Below are 14,216 nucleotides of genomic sequence, written 5' to 3'. Positions count from 1 at the left end.
GCAGTGCGTTGCGGAGGTTCCCTCCGTTGTAGCAACTGCCGTCCACAATTCACGAGAATTCTCTGCGACTGACGGATGATAAAGGGGTTTAAGATCCCGACTCAATCTTCTCCTCTCAAATACATTAGGCAAACGATTTGGCGGTCTTCAATTAGGTAGTTGTCTAAAACCTTATCTAATCACATTCTGAATTCTGTATTCTTCTTCAATTAGATAAGCACGATGAAGCGTGACTGTGCAATAGAAAGCTAAGAAACGAAACTATCAGTAAAGCTGGCATCATTGAGAACAACACGGGCACTAAAGCGATCGCCTGCATCCGCTGTAAATTTAAACTGTATATACCGATCTTGCTGTCGTGATTCCACTTCAAAAAACGGATTTCCGCTTTCATCCAGTACGATGAGTTTTAATCCCAACGGCAGATGAGATAGTTGCTCTTGAGGATACACTCGCAGGAGAATTAACATTTTGCCATCTGATTTAGGTAAAATACCAACCATCAGTCCTAGCGGATACCCTATCAGATAAATTCCTAAATCTTTGGCACTGATTACCGGACAGTCAGGGTGTTGGGGATTTAGTTCCCACAACAACTCAGCCGACTGCCAGCGAATTTCATCATCCTGGGTAGTTTGGATCAGATTTACCAAAGCTTCCTGGGGATTTAGATGAAGCGGAGTAGATTGCACCAAATTGGAAGACTGTCCGCGATAGAGTTGTTCAACCCGTTGGCGAATGGGGTCTTCACCTCGTTGTTGAAGTTGTGGCTGATAAAGTTGTGTAATTTCTCCTTTAATAGTGCTGAGTAAGTCTTGCGGGGGTTGCCAATCAGATTCAAACCTTTTTTTTAGCCATTGTCTGAGTTGAACAACTGGTTCTGCTGGCGGCTCTAACGTCAAACGTTCCAGTAATATATCGAGGGGTTGAAAATAGCTGCGCGGTAGTTCAGACACTGAGACGGATTCTACAAATCCTAAAATTTCTCCTTCTTGGTAGGGTTCATCAAGTTGAATCATCACGTAGCCAAGGCGTTCTGACCATACTTCTTGGGGAATTGTACATTTGCGATCGCTCTGACGAAGCGACCTACACTCTAAAAAGCCTTGCAAACTGGGAATATACAAGTCTGCAATATTTTCTACCAAGCGATTGAGGGGATTCCAGCTATGACTTGCTTCTAAATGGGTATCGATGCCTAACAGTTGTAAATAACGCCTAGTCACTAACACGGCTAACGTATTCCGATAAACTTGTTGCGATTGCTCTTGAGTTGGCTGTTGTTGAGCAAACTGGTATGCCTGACATCGATCGGTAGCTGTAATAGGAATTGCGATCGGCATAAATTTTGCTGTGGTATCAATCATAATTTGTGTGAAAAAAGGGCCAAACTTAGCGGAATCTTATTCAGGTAATAACTTTCTGAATCGAGGGAAACATCGTGTTTTACAAAATCTCTTCAGCGCCAATGGTTCGACACCATACTTTTGGGCGAGATCGTCCCAAGAAAACTCTCCTGAATTACCCAACACCTTCAAAATATCAATTAACAAAACCTGACAGTTGACATGAGGATGACTCTGCATTCGACAATTACTTAACAGATGCGAATTATTTTGCACTAACTCCAACCATTCTTGGATCGTTTCATGCCAGCGATCGGGTTTTGGTGCAGGAGGATAAATCGACTCATTATCTTCTTCATCTGCTGGAAGATTTAACCGTCTACCCTGTTCCGTGGCTCTTTCTTGAATGACATCTTGAATGATCCATCTTAACTTTTGGTTAAACCAGGTGACAAAGCTTGCCAGTACTGGATTATACTCATCAAAATGTTCCATAAACCATATCCAGGTTCGTGATAGCGCTTCACTATAGACATCTGGTAATATCCCTCTACCTTGCCAAATTAATCTGGAAGACCTCATCATATTAATAATGAGATCCTTTGCCCGCTTTGCTTGATTTAGGTCATCAGTTTGACATGCTTGCTCAAATAGCCATTGCCGTGCAGGAATGTTGTTCATGATTTCCCGGATCTTTTCTAGCTGCTGTAATAGCCTGCTGCTTTCAATTGGATAATTTAAAGCAGCCTGAAGCAAGCCAATCAGAAGAGAGTTATTACACATAAAGCAATACAGTTGAGTTAAGCATTTCTTCCTTCTCTTGATTTATCTCTCTGCGTTCTCTGCGCCTCTGTGGTTAGTTAAAAAAAATAACTTTGACAAAGAACTTTTAGCTTTCACTGAACCGTATTGACACATAGAGGTTATTCAGACCCCATCAGTTTAGGGTTGAATATTATGACAGTACCTCCCCTCCTCTTACTTGCCTGATAGGCTATCGAAGCGAGAGACTGGGATATTCTAGATTGTTCACAAAACTTTATTAGAAGATGCCCAAGCAAGCAAAAAATGTTTAGCTAAAATTTGGCATTTATCCACTCAAGAAGGTGAAATGGAACCGAGCCAGAGCAGAAGACGGTGATGTACAGGATTTGTCAACAATTAACAAAAATGTACACGCCTGTATATTTAGTAATTACCGACACTAGAACAGGCGACTTAATCATTATTGCTGGTGAAGAGATAGAAGCATCAATTAGCCCAGAAGGAAAGGTGAGTTATGAGTCAACCGAAGCCGAATTTTGAACAAATGACCATGAAAGACCTAAGACAGTACATTTTAGTTCATAGAGACGATGAGGATGCTATTCATGCAATGGCGATACGTCTTCGCAATCAGGGGACAACAGGTACAGTTGAAGAGTTTTTAGAACATGTCAAGCAGCAAACTTTTGGAGATTAGGGACTGGAGAGTGGGGAGATGAGGGAGACAAGAAGACAAGGGGACAGGGGGAGTGAGGGAGCGAGGGAGAAGAATTAATAACCAATGCCCAATGCCCCATGCCCCATGCCCCACTCACTTAACGCAATGGTTCTATTTTTGGTGAACCATCAGCTTTGATCCAGACAATTTGGGCAATGCGGCGATCGCTTGCATATTGGCGAATCGCCTCTGCATCTCTTCCCCCCAAGTCAATTTCTACTCGCACCAAATCAGTAGAATCTCTGAGTTTTTGCGCGTAGACAAAGGCGGCGGCGTTAGCACTAGCTGTCTCTGGTGCTACCAAACAGTCAGTCGCTGGAGTTTCTTGTGGTAATTGCTGAGTAGACAATAAAACTTGGTATAAATCTTCGATACTTAGTCCGAAACCAATTCCGGGAATGTTTTCTCCTTGAGGATGATATAGCCCCAAAAGCTGGTCATAGCGACCACCGCGCCCTAAAACTCTGGCTTGGGATTCGGTATCGTTGACAACTTCAAATACAATACCAGTGTAGTAATCTATGGTTTGGATCAGGCTGAGATCGAGGATCAACGGAAATTTTTTCTCTGATTCTAGTAATTCTACTAGGGATTTGAGGTTATTCACTGCTTCTCGCTGTTCTTCATCTAAATCCAGACTACTAACTTTTTGCAACACGTCTGCACTTGGCCCGCGCAAATCCATGATGATTTGGGCCCGATCGCGCAGTTTGTCAGTTAGGGGTAAATTATCTATGGTGATGCGGTCAAGATGAGCGATCGCACTGCGAACTCGATCCTGTAAATTAGCAGGAAAGGCACTCAGGAGCGATCGGGTAATTCCCGCTTCACCCAAAATTAAATGCCATCCCTGCAAACCCAATGCTGCCAAACAATCTGCGACTAACAGCAGGACTTCCGCATTCGCCAACAATCCGCCAGCACCTAACAATTCCACCCCAGCTTGATAAAACTCTTGCTGGCGATTATGCCTACTTTCCCAAGTGCGACGAAACACATTGGCGTTGTAATACAACCGTTGTGGATAAGTGACACCAGCCATTCGAGTGACAACAGTACGAGCAATAGATGCTGTTAATTCTGGACGTAGCCCTAATTCATCATCTTCACCATTTTGTTGTAGTTGAATCACCATCTGACGCTGGATTGCTTCCCCCGCCATCAGGGTATCCATCCGCTCTAAAGTCGAGGTGATAATCCTGTGATATCCCCAGCGATGAAACACCTGCTGTAACCGATCTTCAATCCAGCGTTTTTTCTCCACATCCAAGGGCAATAAATCCCTGGCTCCCGCTGCTGGTTGATACACCATTATTTTTTCTTCCCACCAAACAAACCACCGAACAAACCACTACCAGATTTATCTGGTTGCTTATCTCCATTATTGGGGGATGAAGTCACCTTCTGATCGCTAGGTTGTTGTCCTAAAGCCTTATCTATTTTAGGTTTCCATTGCAGAGCCGTTTCGTCACTGGGATCTAATTTTAGAGCGTTGTCAAAGTGGATTTTGGCCATTTTTAGCTGATTTTGCTTCAAATACACCATTGCAATTAAGCTATGACAGCGACTATTTTTCGGTTCTAGCTTTAGGGCCTCTTGCAATTCTACTTTGGCTGGGGCAAATTGGTTTTTGTCAATCAAAGATTGAGCGCGACGAATATACTGCTCTACAATCAAGTCTTCTTTTGGTGGCGCTGGTGCTGGTGCTGCTGCTGGTGTATTTTTTGGTGTATTTGGTTGAGGTGTACCTGATTGAACTCTGGGTTGAGCAGGTGGCGGCGCGGCGGATGCTTTACCCGCACTCCGCATTAAATACACTAAATTCAACTCACTAGCTTGGGCAATGACTTGCAGTGCTTGTTCTAAAGAATTATATTGAGTTTGGGCTAGTTTTGCGATCGCAGTTTTATAAAAATGATCGATATTACCTGCCTCAACTAACTGTCTAGCCAAGTCGGTGTTTAGAGTTACCGAAGTCGATTCTTGTACCAGACGCTTGCCAATTTGCGACAAAATTAGAATATATTCAGTGCGAGTGCGATCGCCAGAGAGTTTTTCATAAGCTGGATTAACCAGCTTTGATAACAATTCATTACCGAGATGTTTTTGAGCAGCAGTTTCAGTAAGACTACTGTCTGGGTGCAAACGGCGGGCGACTTGGAGATAGCGTTTGCGAATCTCTTTGACATCGGCATCAACTGGAACGCACAGCACTGCGTGATGATCTATGAAATCATATTTAAATAGTCCACGATCTATTTTGAAAGACATATAGAGTTTTTACACCAAGGGAGCAGTTAGATTGCTTTTAGTGTACCCAAAGTCGTAGAGAAAGCCCCCATCTGCTACACCCAAGCTGACAGTGGCGGAACCCGTAAAAGTTCGTTACTCAGGGAGCCGTGAATATAACTATTTGTGGCAAGAATTCTACCAGATTCAATTTTGACAGCAGTACCATCGTAGGCGGTGATTTTGCCCCCGGCTTCTTGTACCAAAATTATCCCAGCGGCAATATCCCAAGGAGAAAGTCCCCGTTCCCAGTAACCATCGACACGTCCACAGGCAACATAAGCCAAATCTAGCGATGCCGAACCGCTACGTCTAACTCCTTGGGTAAGATGGGTAAGATGAGTAAATTCTGCGTAGTTGTTATCAGAGGTTTCACGGCGATCGTAGGCAAATCCTGTTACTAGTAGACTTTTACTCAGTTCAGATGTTAATGAAACCTTGATGGGCTGACGGTTACGCGTTGCCCCGAAGCCAGCAGCAGCACGGAATAGCTCGTTGTGAAATGGGTCATAAATTACACCAACTTGGGGAATGCCATTAATTAACAGCCCGATGGAAACGGCGAAAAATGGGTATTGATGAGCGTAGTTGGTTGTGCCATCGAGAGGATCTATTGCCCAGAGGTACTCATTCTGTTGATTACCTAATTTCCCTGATTCTTCAGCGAGGATCGAGTGGTGGGGAAAGTGGCAACGCAAAATTTCTAAAATCAACTCTTCTGAAGCTTTATCAGCAGCCGTGACTAAATCACCAGAGCGTCCTTTTTCAATAATTGCGTCTTCTAACTTACCCAAGTAACCTTGCAAAATAGCACCAGCAGCCAAGGCCGCTTCTGTAGCAATATCTAGAAAAATTTGTAAATTTGTCATTTGTCATTTGTCATTCGTTATTAATTCTTCTGTTTCACTTTCTCATTCCTTCACTCAGCACTTAGGACTAATTAAAGATTTTGGCGGCGAAACTCGCCGGGAGTGAGGCGCATGGGTTTTTCTGGGTTCCAGATTCCTTGCCCCATGAGTCTAGCCCATTGTTGGGCACGTTCTAAACGCTGGTCATACTTGTGGTTAGGCGATCGCCCTACAAACATTGCATTTCCTTGTTTGACTAATTCTTCATTCAATAACACCTTATTTTTCCACACATAAGCTAGAGTTCGCCCGATTTTGTCTTTTGCTTCTAAATCAAACTCCAGCGTTACCGATTGTTCTACACCACCAATTAGATTCTCTAGCTGTTCTTTTGCTGCTTCCCCCCAAGGGCGTTGTCGCAAATCTGGTGCATCAACACCCACTAACCGCACTTGGGAAATCAAATTTGGTTGTTCAGCCATGCCCAAAACTTCTAAACTTTGCCCACTAACTACCCGCGCTACTTTCACCTGGGCTTCATTGTTCGGCAGCTGGTTTTTACCTTGACAACTCACCAACAGCAATAAGCAAGCCAAAATCGCTATTTTTCGCACCCAGTCACCAAGACGCACAGGCATCAGAAATTCTTCTATGGTCGCTGCATATGCCGAGCAGAACCTCTTTCCCCCTGCCCCCTGCCTCCTGCCCCCTGCCTTATTCAATTGTTTATTCCTCATCTAAGGGTAAACCCGCTTTAACTCTTCCCTTAGCAAAATAGCGTCCAAACTGAAGTTCGTAGACTTCATCTTCGTCTTGTGTCTCCACCTCCAAGTCAGAACGGGGGTAACTCACACACAACAAGGCATAACCTTGCTTACGTAAATCTGGTGACAAGCCGATCGCTTCTGGTTGGTAAATTTCTCCTGATAACACTCTCACAGCACAAGCAGTGCAAGCCCCATTGCGACAGGAAAACGGTAGTTCTACCCCTTGTTTTTCGCCAGTGTGCAGGATGTAGCGGTCTTCTGGCACTTGTAGGGTGTGTGTTTTGCCAGTGGCGCGATCGCGAACTTTAATTGTGTATGTACGGGACATCTGGATTTGCGTTTTGGGATTAGGACTATCAAATTCAATTTAGAATATCTTTCTTTATCTTTGCATTTTCTGGGATTCTATAGTAGAATTGTAAATTGTGGCACCTGGAGAGGTGGCCGAGTGGTTTAAGGCGCAGACCTGGAAAGTCTGTTTAGGGAAACTTAACGGGGGTTCGAATCCCCCCCTCTCCGTTTTCAAACTTAATTCTAAATATATAGTCTGAACCATAGTTGTACAAATAGTTAGGTTCAGTAAGAAGCATATCTAAAACTTAGACTAATACATTGCCTAAATTGAATCAATTTAGGCAATGTTCAATTGTTTTATAACGGAATAATAAGGTTGTGGCTTATTCACAAAATACTGCTTAAGTTATCTTTTAGGGAGCTCCAAGAAATAAATTGTCCAATATTCTGGGATGAGCATCTTGCCCGCCGCACAAGAGTTATTGAATATTTTGTTATTTGGAAGTCTCTTAAGCAGTATTTTGTCAAGTGCGTAACTTTCTGGATGAATGTTACTAAAACCTCTACTAAGACTTTAGAACCCACACAGAAACAGAACCAGCATCGCATCGAAAATCAGCCCAGCCCTGATCATTCGTTGTTACAGGTTCGCTGATATGTTCAGTAATATCAATGTAAGTGCTGTTGGGTTGCCCAACTTCCATCCATTTAGTCCCTTCTCCTCCATTACTCAGAACAACCGCGATACCGCCAGGATGTTCTTCATCTCCTAAGCGTGTCCAGCCGATTGTATTGGCGTGATCGAAGTAATCGTATTGGTCGCCATAGGCATAGGTTTGACGAGCGTGCAAAAATTTATCAATTATCCATTTATGACTATCGAGCCAAATCTCATGCTCATTGCCATCGCTGCCCGTATCCTTGTAATTAGCACCATAGTAATCCGCATAGAAGATACAGGGATAACCATCACTTCGCAGTAGGATCAACGCATAAGCCAACGGTTTAAACCAGCTTTCTACTACAGACTCCAATGACTGCAAGGGTTGAGAATCATGATTCTCTACTAAGGTAACGGCTAAAGCAGGTTGCTGTTGCACCAATGTGTTATCAAATATCTGCCGCATATCATAGTCATTGCCTTGTTTGCTGGCAGCGCTAAAGTTATAGTGCAATGGCGCATCAAACAACAGCACATCGCCACCAGTGACGCTAATGAAATGGTGCAGTGCTTCAATTTCATAAGACCAATACTCACCAACGGCAAAAAGATCGCGACCAGCCTTTTGGCGACAGTGTTGCAGCCATTCTGGGAAAAAGCCAGCTCTAACGTGTTTAACCGCATCAAAACGAAAGCCATCTATATCAGTGGTTTCTACAAACCACTCACCCCAGCGATTCAACTCGTCGCGAACTTCTTGATTCTCCATATCGAGATCGCATCCCATGAGATAGTCGAAAGCGCCTTTTTCTAGGTCAACCTGTTCGTCAAATTGTTTATCTTTAAACAGATAAATTGCGTTCTCACCTTCGTTGTAAACATTGTAATCAACCGCGTCGAAGTGCCACCAGTGCCATTCCATATCGGAGTATTTACCCTGACGACCTGGGAAGGTAAAGTGAGTCCAGACTTTTATTGTTTGCATCTCACCGATTGGCTCGTGGCGATTGTCTGGATTGTAAGGAGTTGCTTCTACTTCTTCGGCTTCATCTGCACCTAACTTGTGGTTAAGAACAACATCAGCATACACTCGAATACCAGCAGCTTTTGCCGCCTTGATAGCAGCGATATACTCGTCTTTTGTGCCGTACTTTGTCCGAACCGAGCCTTTCTGGTCAAACTCGCCTAGATCGTACATATCGTAGACTCCATAGCCGACATCGTAGCCACCCCCTGTTCCTTTGTAAGCTGGGGGTAGCCAAACAGATGTAACACCTGCATCAGCTAACTCTTTGACTTTATCTTTCAATTCATTCCAAAGATTGCCATCTGGAGGGATATACCAATGGAAGTACTGCATCATTACACCATTCAGTTGAGCCATATCTATCCCTCTGGTTAAATATACGAGAAATTTTAATTGTGATTTCCGACACAAAGACTCTACATTAAGTTTTATTTTTTGTCTTTCAATAGAAACAAAAATCTACTAAAAACTGGGATCAACTCATATTGTTTTCTTCTGTGGCTGACAGTTCTTCAGCTAAGTTTTTCTGGAGTGCGTCCAATACTGCGATCGGGTCAGTCGGTTCCTGCATCAATTTCGCTTCCGAATCATACCGATCGATCACATCAGGCAAATCGGTACGAAGTTCTTCTAATAGAGCAATAATCTTGGCAATTTTTTGCTCGGAGAGCAGGTTAAGCTGTAGCATCAATTGCGCCCTTTGTTCGGCAAAGTTTTCTTGGCGAGTTTGTCGTACCAGTACTCCGGTTGAGATCACCAATGAAGCTGCGTCTAAGCCTTGACCTGACCAGCTAAACGAGGGTAAATTGAATGGCAAAAAGCGATCGAAAAAACTACTAAAAATCCAGATCGCCAGTATTATTAGCAAACTATACATAAATATTGATCGCCCAAAGAATCTTGCGATCGCTTCTAGTATTCGCTGGTGGACGGGAATATCTCGAACTTCCTGGGTATGAAGTGAAATAATCGCTTCAATATTTTTTGCAATCGGGTCTGGTAATGGAGCCGTGATCACTTGATTTCGAGAAGCTTTCTCTTTGATTTTTTTAGTACCTGAACTGAAGTGTCTGTTCGCTGTACTATCTACGTTATCGGTCATGCACCAACTCCTGAATCTGGATGTTACTCGATTATTGCTTATCTTCTACCGACGATGGTGTTTTACCCCACCGTAGGCGATCGCATCCCAATACTGCTTGATTATTTAGATTTAGAACTAGAAAAATTAAATATGATTTCCAAAAAAATCGACTTTAGGGGCATACATCTGTAAGGGGCGGGGGAAAAGGGTAAAGAAACTCAAAATCATTTCCCTTTAACCAAAACCTTTCCCCTAAGAGTACAAAAATATATTTTTGCAAGAGGCCTAGTGTAAAAGTAATTTGTTTCAGTAGTAAAAAGTACTCTTATTTGTCTTTTCACTCCCCCTGCTCCCCTGCTCCCCCTGCCTCCCCTGCCTATTATCACGAGGATCTCACTTTTTCGCGTTGCTTCCTCTGTATGCCCCTAATAGATATTTCGTAAAACCAAGGGTATTGAGTTCTAAGGCACCTCAATGGGAATCAAAGCATTTTCTGGCAAATAGTTGGAAAAACGCCCTTCATCTGCAAGCACCAAAATCAGACGCAGAGGGTAATCTGGCGGAACTTGCAAGTCTGCCCACGGTACTGCCAACTCTAAACAATTATTTATTGCTACTTGAGCGCGACTGAAACGGGGATGCCATTGATGATTGTCTCCTGCTTCCCGAAACTGAATCGATTGCGTCAGCAAGTTAACTTCTAAAAGATGGTGGAAAAGGTAATTCAGTGGGGCTGCATCTGGTACATCTGCCAAGGGTACTGGACTATTGACCATTGTTTTTTCTGGATAGAACCACAACAAATTCAATTCTGTTGGCAAATCCCGTCCTGGTGCAGCGCCAGTTTTAAAGTCTAGCCGCAAATAAAAATTTAAGTGATCGACTCCATACCAAAGTCGCTGGATGACACTGCTATTGTGCATCGTCCCCCGCGCCCCGCCGATTTCTATGCGTCCAGCTTTGTCCCAATCTTGTTCGTCACCCTTACCATCGATGACGGGGTGAATAAACCCTTGTGGGGTATGCTTTGCCTGTGCTGCATGAATTTCCACTGGTTGCTTGAGATAGGGCGGTACAGGTTCATTTAATGCCTTGTAAATGCCAAACAGATGTTCTCGAAACAACCGATCGAAAATGGCATCTTGATTTGAGGAGTGTCCTGCACCAAACCACCAGAACCAGTCGGAACCCTCTGCGGCATACAATGCTTCCCATGCTTCGGGGTTGTTTTCTTCCGTCGCTTCAAGATGACTGGCAAGCATAATTCTCGCTTCTGTCAAATAATCCCAAGCACGATTTTTGGCGGGATCGCCGATCCAAGTGGTGAAACTGCCATCTACCCAAGAACCGCTATGTAGTTGCCCTCCGGGGATGGTGGCTGTGGCTGGAAATTCTTCCAGAAATTCGGAGACAGTAACCAGTTTGAGGTGGGGTTCATCGCTCAAACTTTGATATAAAGCTTCTAAGAAGGGTTTGCCATCTTGGGGATAAAATTCCCAGCAATTTTCTCCATCTAAGGCGATGGTAACTAGCCAAGGTTGTTCGCTATGACTTTCTCTTTGCTTTTTAGCGATCGCTTGCAAATGTCCTACTAAATCGGCGGCTGCCTGTTTTGCTGGCATTGCACCATAAGTAAAACCAATCAAGTCTGATAATCTATGGTCGCGAAATACAATTGATAAGTCACCCTCGGCGGTTTGCAGGCGATAAGGTCGATACAACAATTCTGGTTGCTCCACATTCCCCGCTCCATCCCGATGAAAAAGGTGTTTCAGCGTCCACCCTAAGACGGCTTCATCTGAGCATATCCACTTAAACCCTTGGTTAATAATGTGTGGAAGGATTGCCGGACTTACTGACTGTTCCGAAGGCCACAAACCACGAGGGATCTGTCCAAAACGATCTTGATAAAAGTCCCAAGCTTTCCGCAAGTGGCGGGGGATATCTTCTGCCCACTGAAAGCGTTGTTGAGGTAGTGTCATATTGGGCACAGCTACCCGACCGGAGTTAGTATCAGCTAGTAAGGGTAAAATCGGATGAGTGTAAGGCGTAGTGGTAACTTCTAGCTGCCCCGCCTCCTGCATTTTCCGATGTTGGGGGATAATTCGGCTAAGAATTTCTCGCTGTTTAGAATAAATGCGCTGGCGATCGCTTAAAGTAAAATTCCGTCCCTGTTTTAACCAAGCAGCAATTTCTGGGTCATCCCAAAACAGCGGATCGATCCAAGCCAAATTATGCCAAGCTAGCAAATCACCATAATCTGGCAATTCCCAATTTGCTAAACACCAAGCTTGCCCCTTATCCTGCCTTTGCTGGTACAACTCGGCATAGCGGGGATGAGGATCGATCAGGGTATGGTGATTGGCATCGAAAAAGTGTTGGATAATGAATTCACGCTGTTGCTGGGTGAGTTGCTCATCTGGTGTTAAACTGGCTGTAAGGTAAGGGTCAAAAGCAGTACCAGCAATATAATCTTCGAGTTGCAATATCAACGATGGAACTAAATTTACCGTTTGGTGTAACTTAGGATATCGCTCTAAAAGTAATACCAAATCCAAATAATCTTTAGTTCCATGCAAACGTACCCAAGGGAGACGGTACTGCTGACTTGAAGATAGCGAAACGCCGCTGCCAGGGGATTTGTACAGCGGCTGATGTTGATGCCAGATAAAAGCGATGTAGAGAGGATGGGACATAGAAATAGTTAGGAGTTAAGAATGAGGAGTTAGGAGTTAATTGAAAACTCATAACTCCTAACTCCTAACTCCTAACTTTTACACCACTTGCTCAATTTCTGCAATTTCGGGAATCATTTCCTTGAGGCGGCGCTCAATACCCATTCTCAGGGTCATTGCAGAACTGGGACAAGAACCACAAGCACCTTGCAGCCGCAGTTTGACAACGGGTCCATCGAGTTCTACGAGTTCCACGTTGCCGCCATCAGACATCAGATAAGGGCGCATTTCATCTAAGACTGTTTCAACGTTGTCAATTGTGAGTTCCATAGTTTAGACCTGCTAAGTTAGGGATGGGCATGGGGAATGGGGCATGGGGCATGGGGCATTGAATAATAACGATCCCTGTCGCCAATGCACCCTTACTCATTAACCATTATCCAAAGTTTTTTTTTCCAGCTTTGTTAAATCGATCCTAAATCTAATTGCCGCTAGATTGTCAGGCGTCAGTTTTTTATGACTTTTGATTAAACCACTGCTGGTTTTAGCAACTTGATATTAGATTAGCTGAACAATTTCTCATGCAAGCCCTCCTACTCTACTTTAGCGGTTAAAGTCTTGAAGAGAACGCCAGGAGGTGAAGACAAGGAAAGTTTTTTTCCAATACCCCTCAAGAGTGCTGAGTAATGAGTAATGAGTTTGGATACTTGGTAATACTGGGTTTTGAGTTTTAAACTTTAAAGTTTTTTAGTAATTATTATTTAATAACCATATTAGGCATGGGGCAAAACAGTTCCGAGTTGTGAGTAAGAGACTATTTATAAAGTAAATCTAAAGAAGAGTTATCAAGTAGAAAGGCAACGATAGGATACTGTTTATGCAGTATATCTACATAGAAAGTAATGAAGCGAAAGCTTTATTCTACAGACCTTAGCGACTCAGAATGGGCAATCTTAGCGCCTTTGATTCCACCAGCTAAACATGGTGGGCATCCGCGAACAACGGATATGCGAGAAGTATGCAATGCTATCTACTACCATCTAAAGACAGGTTGCCAATGGGATATGCAACGAGCAAGACTTTCCTCCCAGTGCAACTGTTTACAGTTACTATCGCAAATGGCAAAAACGAGGTATTTGGGAGCAAATGAATCATACTTTGCGCGATCGAGTTCGTCAAAAAATGGGCAAGTCAACTCAACCTACAGCGATCGCAGCAGATAGCCAGTCGGTCAAAACGACGGAAAAAAGGGGGATGTGTACGGCTTTGATGGTGGCAAATTAGTTAAGGGGAGGAAACGCAATCACGATAGTTGATAGTCTTGGGCTATTGCTCAAAGTTGTTGTAAGTGAAGGAAACGCTCCCCTATTGAGTGCTTGCAGCTTATGCTTTGATGGAGCTGCTAGAAGAACATCCTGAAGTCTTGGAAAAAGTCGAGGTAATGTGGGTTGATTCCGGCTATAACGGTGATAAGTTTGCCCTCGCAGTGTGGTTGATGATTCAAGCTCATGTTGAGGTAATGCAGCGTACAGGAAAAGAATTTGAGATTTTACCCAAACGCGCTTGTTGTGGAAAGAACATTTGGATGGTTTAACCAATATCATCGTCTTAGTAAGGATTATGAACGTCTTTCAGAAATGAGTGAAGCTGCCATATACGCTGTTATGACTCGTGTTATGTTGCGTCGTCTTGTTGTCTAAAGATTTACTTTATAAATGGTCTCTAAGGAATCCTACTTATTA

Annotated in this window: 16 protein-coding genes, 1 tRNA gene and 2 pseudogenes; 8 read left to right on the top strand and 11 right to left on the bottom strand. The window is 43.6% G+C overall.

What is annotated here, in order from left to right; translation table 11 throughout:
- Positions 1-248 precede the first annotated feature (248 nt).
- Complete coding sequence (locus RMY32_RS05150) at positions 249-1,367, bottom strand: DUF1822 family protein (RefSeq protein ID WP_322715293.1); 1,119 nt, start codon at positions 1,365-1,367, stop codon at positions 249-251.
- A 36-nt stretch (positions 1,368-1,403) separates the two neighbouring features.
- Positions 1,404-2,129, bottom strand: a complete 726-nt coding sequence (locus tag RMY32_RS05145; protein ID WP_322715291.1) for a hypothetical protein — start codon at positions 2,127-2,129, stop codon at positions 1,404-1,406.
- A 351-nt stretch (positions 2,130-2,480) separates the two neighbouring features.
- Between RMY32_RS05145 and RMY32_RS05140 the strand changes: the two are divergent.
- Both RMY32_RS05140 and RMY32_RS05135 read left to right on the top strand, forming a co-directional pair.
- Positions 2,481-2,651 (top strand): annotated as a pseudogene (locus RMY32_RS05140) (DUF6888 family protein); the annotation flags it as partial.
- A complete protein-coding gene (locus RMY32_RS05135; protein WP_322715289.1) occupies positions 2,626-2,808 on the top strand; it encodes a DUF6887 family protein in 183 nt (60 codons plus the stop codon). The pseudogene RMY32_RS05140 and the gene RMY32_RS05135, both read left to right, overlap by 26 nt.
- A 118-nt stretch (positions 2,809-2,926) precedes the next feature.
- Here the strand turns inward: RMY32_RS05135 and RMY32_RS05130 are convergent, their stop codons facing one another.
- The 5 genes from RMY32_RS05130 to RMY32_RS05110 all read right to left on the bottom strand — a co-directional run bounded on the left by RMY32_RS05130 (position 2,927) and on the right by RMY32_RS05110 (position 7,061).
- Positions 2,927-4,141 carry an ATP phosphoribosyltransferase regulatory subunit gene (locus tag RMY32_RS05130; RefSeq protein WP_322715288.1) on the bottom strand — a complete coding sequence of 405 codons (1,215 nt, stop codon included), beginning with the start codon at positions 4,139-4,141 and terminating at the stop codon, positions 2,927-2,929.
- A complete protein-coding gene (locus RMY32_RS05125; RefSeq protein ID WP_322715287.1) occupies positions 4,141-5,100 on the bottom strand; it encodes a J domain-containing protein in 960 nt (319 codons plus the stop codon). The genes RMY32_RS05130 and RMY32_RS05125 overlap by 1 nt, the downstream gene beginning before the upstream one ends.
- A gap of 74 nt (positions 5,101-5,174) precedes the next feature.
- Complete coding sequence (locus tag RMY32_RS05120; protein WP_322715286.1) at positions 5,175-5,987, bottom strand: inositol monophosphatase family protein; 813 nt, start codon at positions 5,985-5,987, stop codon at positions 5,175-5,177.
- A 71-nt stretch (positions 5,988-6,058) separates the two neighbouring features.
- On the bottom strand, positions 6,059-6,604 hold the full coding sequence (locus tag RMY32_RS05115; RefSeq protein WP_322715284.1) for a thermonuclease family protein: 546 nt from the start codon (positions 6,602-6,604) through the stop codon (positions 6,059-6,061).
- Between the two features lie 88 nt (positions 6,605-6,692).
- Positions 6,693-7,061 (bottom strand): 2Fe-2S iron-sulfur cluster-binding protein, encoded by a 369-nt coding sequence (locus tag RMY32_RS05110; protein WP_194041586.1) that lies wholly within the window; start codon positions 7,059-7,061, stop codon positions 6,693-6,695.
- Between the two features lie 106 nt (positions 7,062-7,167).
- On the opposite strand from RMY32_RS05110, the gene RMY32_RS05105 reads away from it, so the two are divergent.
- A tRNA-Ser gene (locus tag RMY32_RS05105) sits at positions 7,168-7,252 on the top strand.
- 341 nt (positions 7,253-7,593) lie between these two features.
- Here the strand turns inward: RMY32_RS05105 and RMY32_RS05100 are convergent.
- Positions 7,594-9,072, bottom strand: a complete 1,479-nt coding sequence (locus RMY32_RS05100) for an alpha-amylase (protein ID WP_322715282.1) — start codon at positions 9,070-9,072, stop codon at positions 7,594-7,596.
- A gap of 118 nt (positions 9,073-9,190) precedes the next feature.
- A complete protein-coding gene (locus RMY32_RS05095; RefSeq protein WP_322715280.1) occupies positions 9,191-9,733 on the bottom strand; it encodes a DUF1003 domain-containing protein in 543 nt (180 codons plus the stop codon).
- 48 nt (positions 9,734-9,781) lie between these two features.
- Between RMY32_RS05095 and RMY32_RS05090 the strand changes: the two genes are divergently transcribed.
- Entirely contained in the window at positions 9,782-9,991 is a 210-nt protein-coding gene (locus RMY32_RS05090) for a hypothetical protein (RefSeq protein WP_322715278.1), read from the top strand.
- Positions 9,992-10,260: 269 nt separating this feature from the next.
- Here the strand turns inward: RMY32_RS05090 and RMY32_RS05085 are convergent, their stop codons facing one another.
- Both RMY32_RS05085 and RMY32_RS05080 read right to left on the bottom strand, forming a co-directional pair.
- Positions 10,261-12,495, bottom strand: a complete 2,235-nt coding sequence (locus RMY32_RS05085; RefSeq protein WP_322715276.1) for a glycoside hydrolase — start codon at positions 12,493-12,495, stop codon at positions 10,261-10,263.
- A gap of 78 nt (positions 12,496-12,573) precedes the next feature.
- Positions 12,574-12,804, bottom strand: coding sequence for a NifU family protein (locus tag RMY32_RS05080; RefSeq protein ID WP_012408256.1), 231 nt, complete (start codon positions 12,802-12,804; stop codon positions 12,574-12,576).
- A 572-nt stretch (positions 12,805-13,376) separates the two neighbouring features.
- Here RMY32_RS05080 and RMY32_RS05075 point away from each other — a divergent pair.
- The 4 genes and pseudogenes from RMY32_RS05075 to RMY32_RS05060 form a co-directional block, all read left to right on the top strand.
- Positions 13,377-13,589: pseudogene (locus RMY32_RS05075) on the top strand (transposase); the annotation flags it as partial.
- A 31-nt stretch (positions 13,590-13,620) separates the two neighbouring features.
- Positions 13,621-13,758: a hypothetical protein gene (locus RMY32_RS05070; RefSeq protein WP_409882295.1), complete on the top strand. Its 138-nt coding sequence runs from the start codon at positions 13,621-13,623 to the stop codon at positions 13,756-13,758.
- Positions 13,759-13,846: 88 nt separating this feature from the next.
- Positions 13,847-14,068, top strand: coding sequence for a hypothetical protein (locus RMY32_RS05065; RefSeq protein ID WP_409882273.1), 222 nt, complete (start codon positions 13,847-13,849; stop codon positions 14,066-14,068).
- Complete coding sequence (locus tag RMY32_RS05060) at positions 14,043-14,174, top strand: transposase (protein WP_409882271.1); 132 nt, start codon at positions 14,043-14,045, stop codon at positions 14,172-14,174. Before RMY32_RS05065 ends, RMY32_RS05060 begins: the two co-directional genes overlap by 26 nt.
- Positions 14,175-14,216: the final 42 nt, after the last annotated feature.

It is taken from the genome of Nostoc sp. ChiSLP03a, from assembly GCF_034531215.2.
GTDB lineage: Bacteria > Cyanobacteriota > Cyanobacteriia > Cyanobacteriales > Nostocaceae > Nostoc.
This window is presented reverse-complemented; position numbering and strand designations above follow the sequence as displayed.

Coding starts and splice junctions, on each gene's coding strand:
- RMY32_RS05150 (WP_322715293.1), bottom strand. CDS start 1,367: ATGATTGATACCACAGCAAAATTTATGCCGATCGCAATTCCTATTACA.
- RMY32_RS05145 (WP_322715291.1), bottom strand. CDS start 2,129: ATGTGTAATAACTCTCTTCTGATTGGCTTGCTTCAGGCTGCTTTAAAT.
- RMY32_RS05135 (WP_322715289.1), top strand. CDS start 2,626: ATGAGTCAACCGAAGCCGAATTTTGAACAAATGACCATGAAAGACCTA.
- RMY32_RS05130 (WP_322715288.1), bottom strand. CDS start 4,141: ATGGTGTATCAACCAGCAGCGGGAGCCAGGGATTTATTGCCCTTGGAT.
- RMY32_RS05125 (WP_322715287.1), bottom strand. CDS start 5,100: ATGTCTTTCAAAATAGATCGTGGACTATTTAAATATGATTTCATAGAT.
- RMY32_RS05120 (WP_322715286.1), bottom strand. CDS start 5,987: ATGACAAATTTACAAATTTTTCTAGATATTGCTACAGAAGCGGCCTTG.
- RMY32_RS05115 (WP_322715284.1), bottom strand. CDS start 6,604: ATGCCTGTGCGTCTTGGTGACTGGGTGCGAAAAATAGCGATTTTGGCT.
- RMY32_RS05110 (WP_194041586.1), bottom strand. CDS start 7,061: ATGTCCCGTACATACACAATTAAAGTTCGCGATCGCGCCACTGGCAAA.
- RMY32_RS05100 (WP_322715282.1), bottom strand. CDS start 9,072: ATGGCTCAACTGAATGGTGTAATGATGCAGTACTTCCATTGGTATATC.
- RMY32_RS05085 (WP_322715276.1), bottom strand. CDS start 12,495: ATGTCCCATCCTCTCTACATCGCTTTTATCTGGCATCAACATCAGCCG.
- RMY32_RS05080 (WP_012408256.1), bottom strand. CDS start 12,804: ATGGAACTCACAATTGACAACGTTGAAACAGTCTTAGATGAAATGCGC.
- RMY32_RS05070 (WP_409882295.1), top strand. CDS start 13,621: ATGAATCATACTTTGCGCGATCGAGTTCGTCAAAAAATGGGCAAGTCA.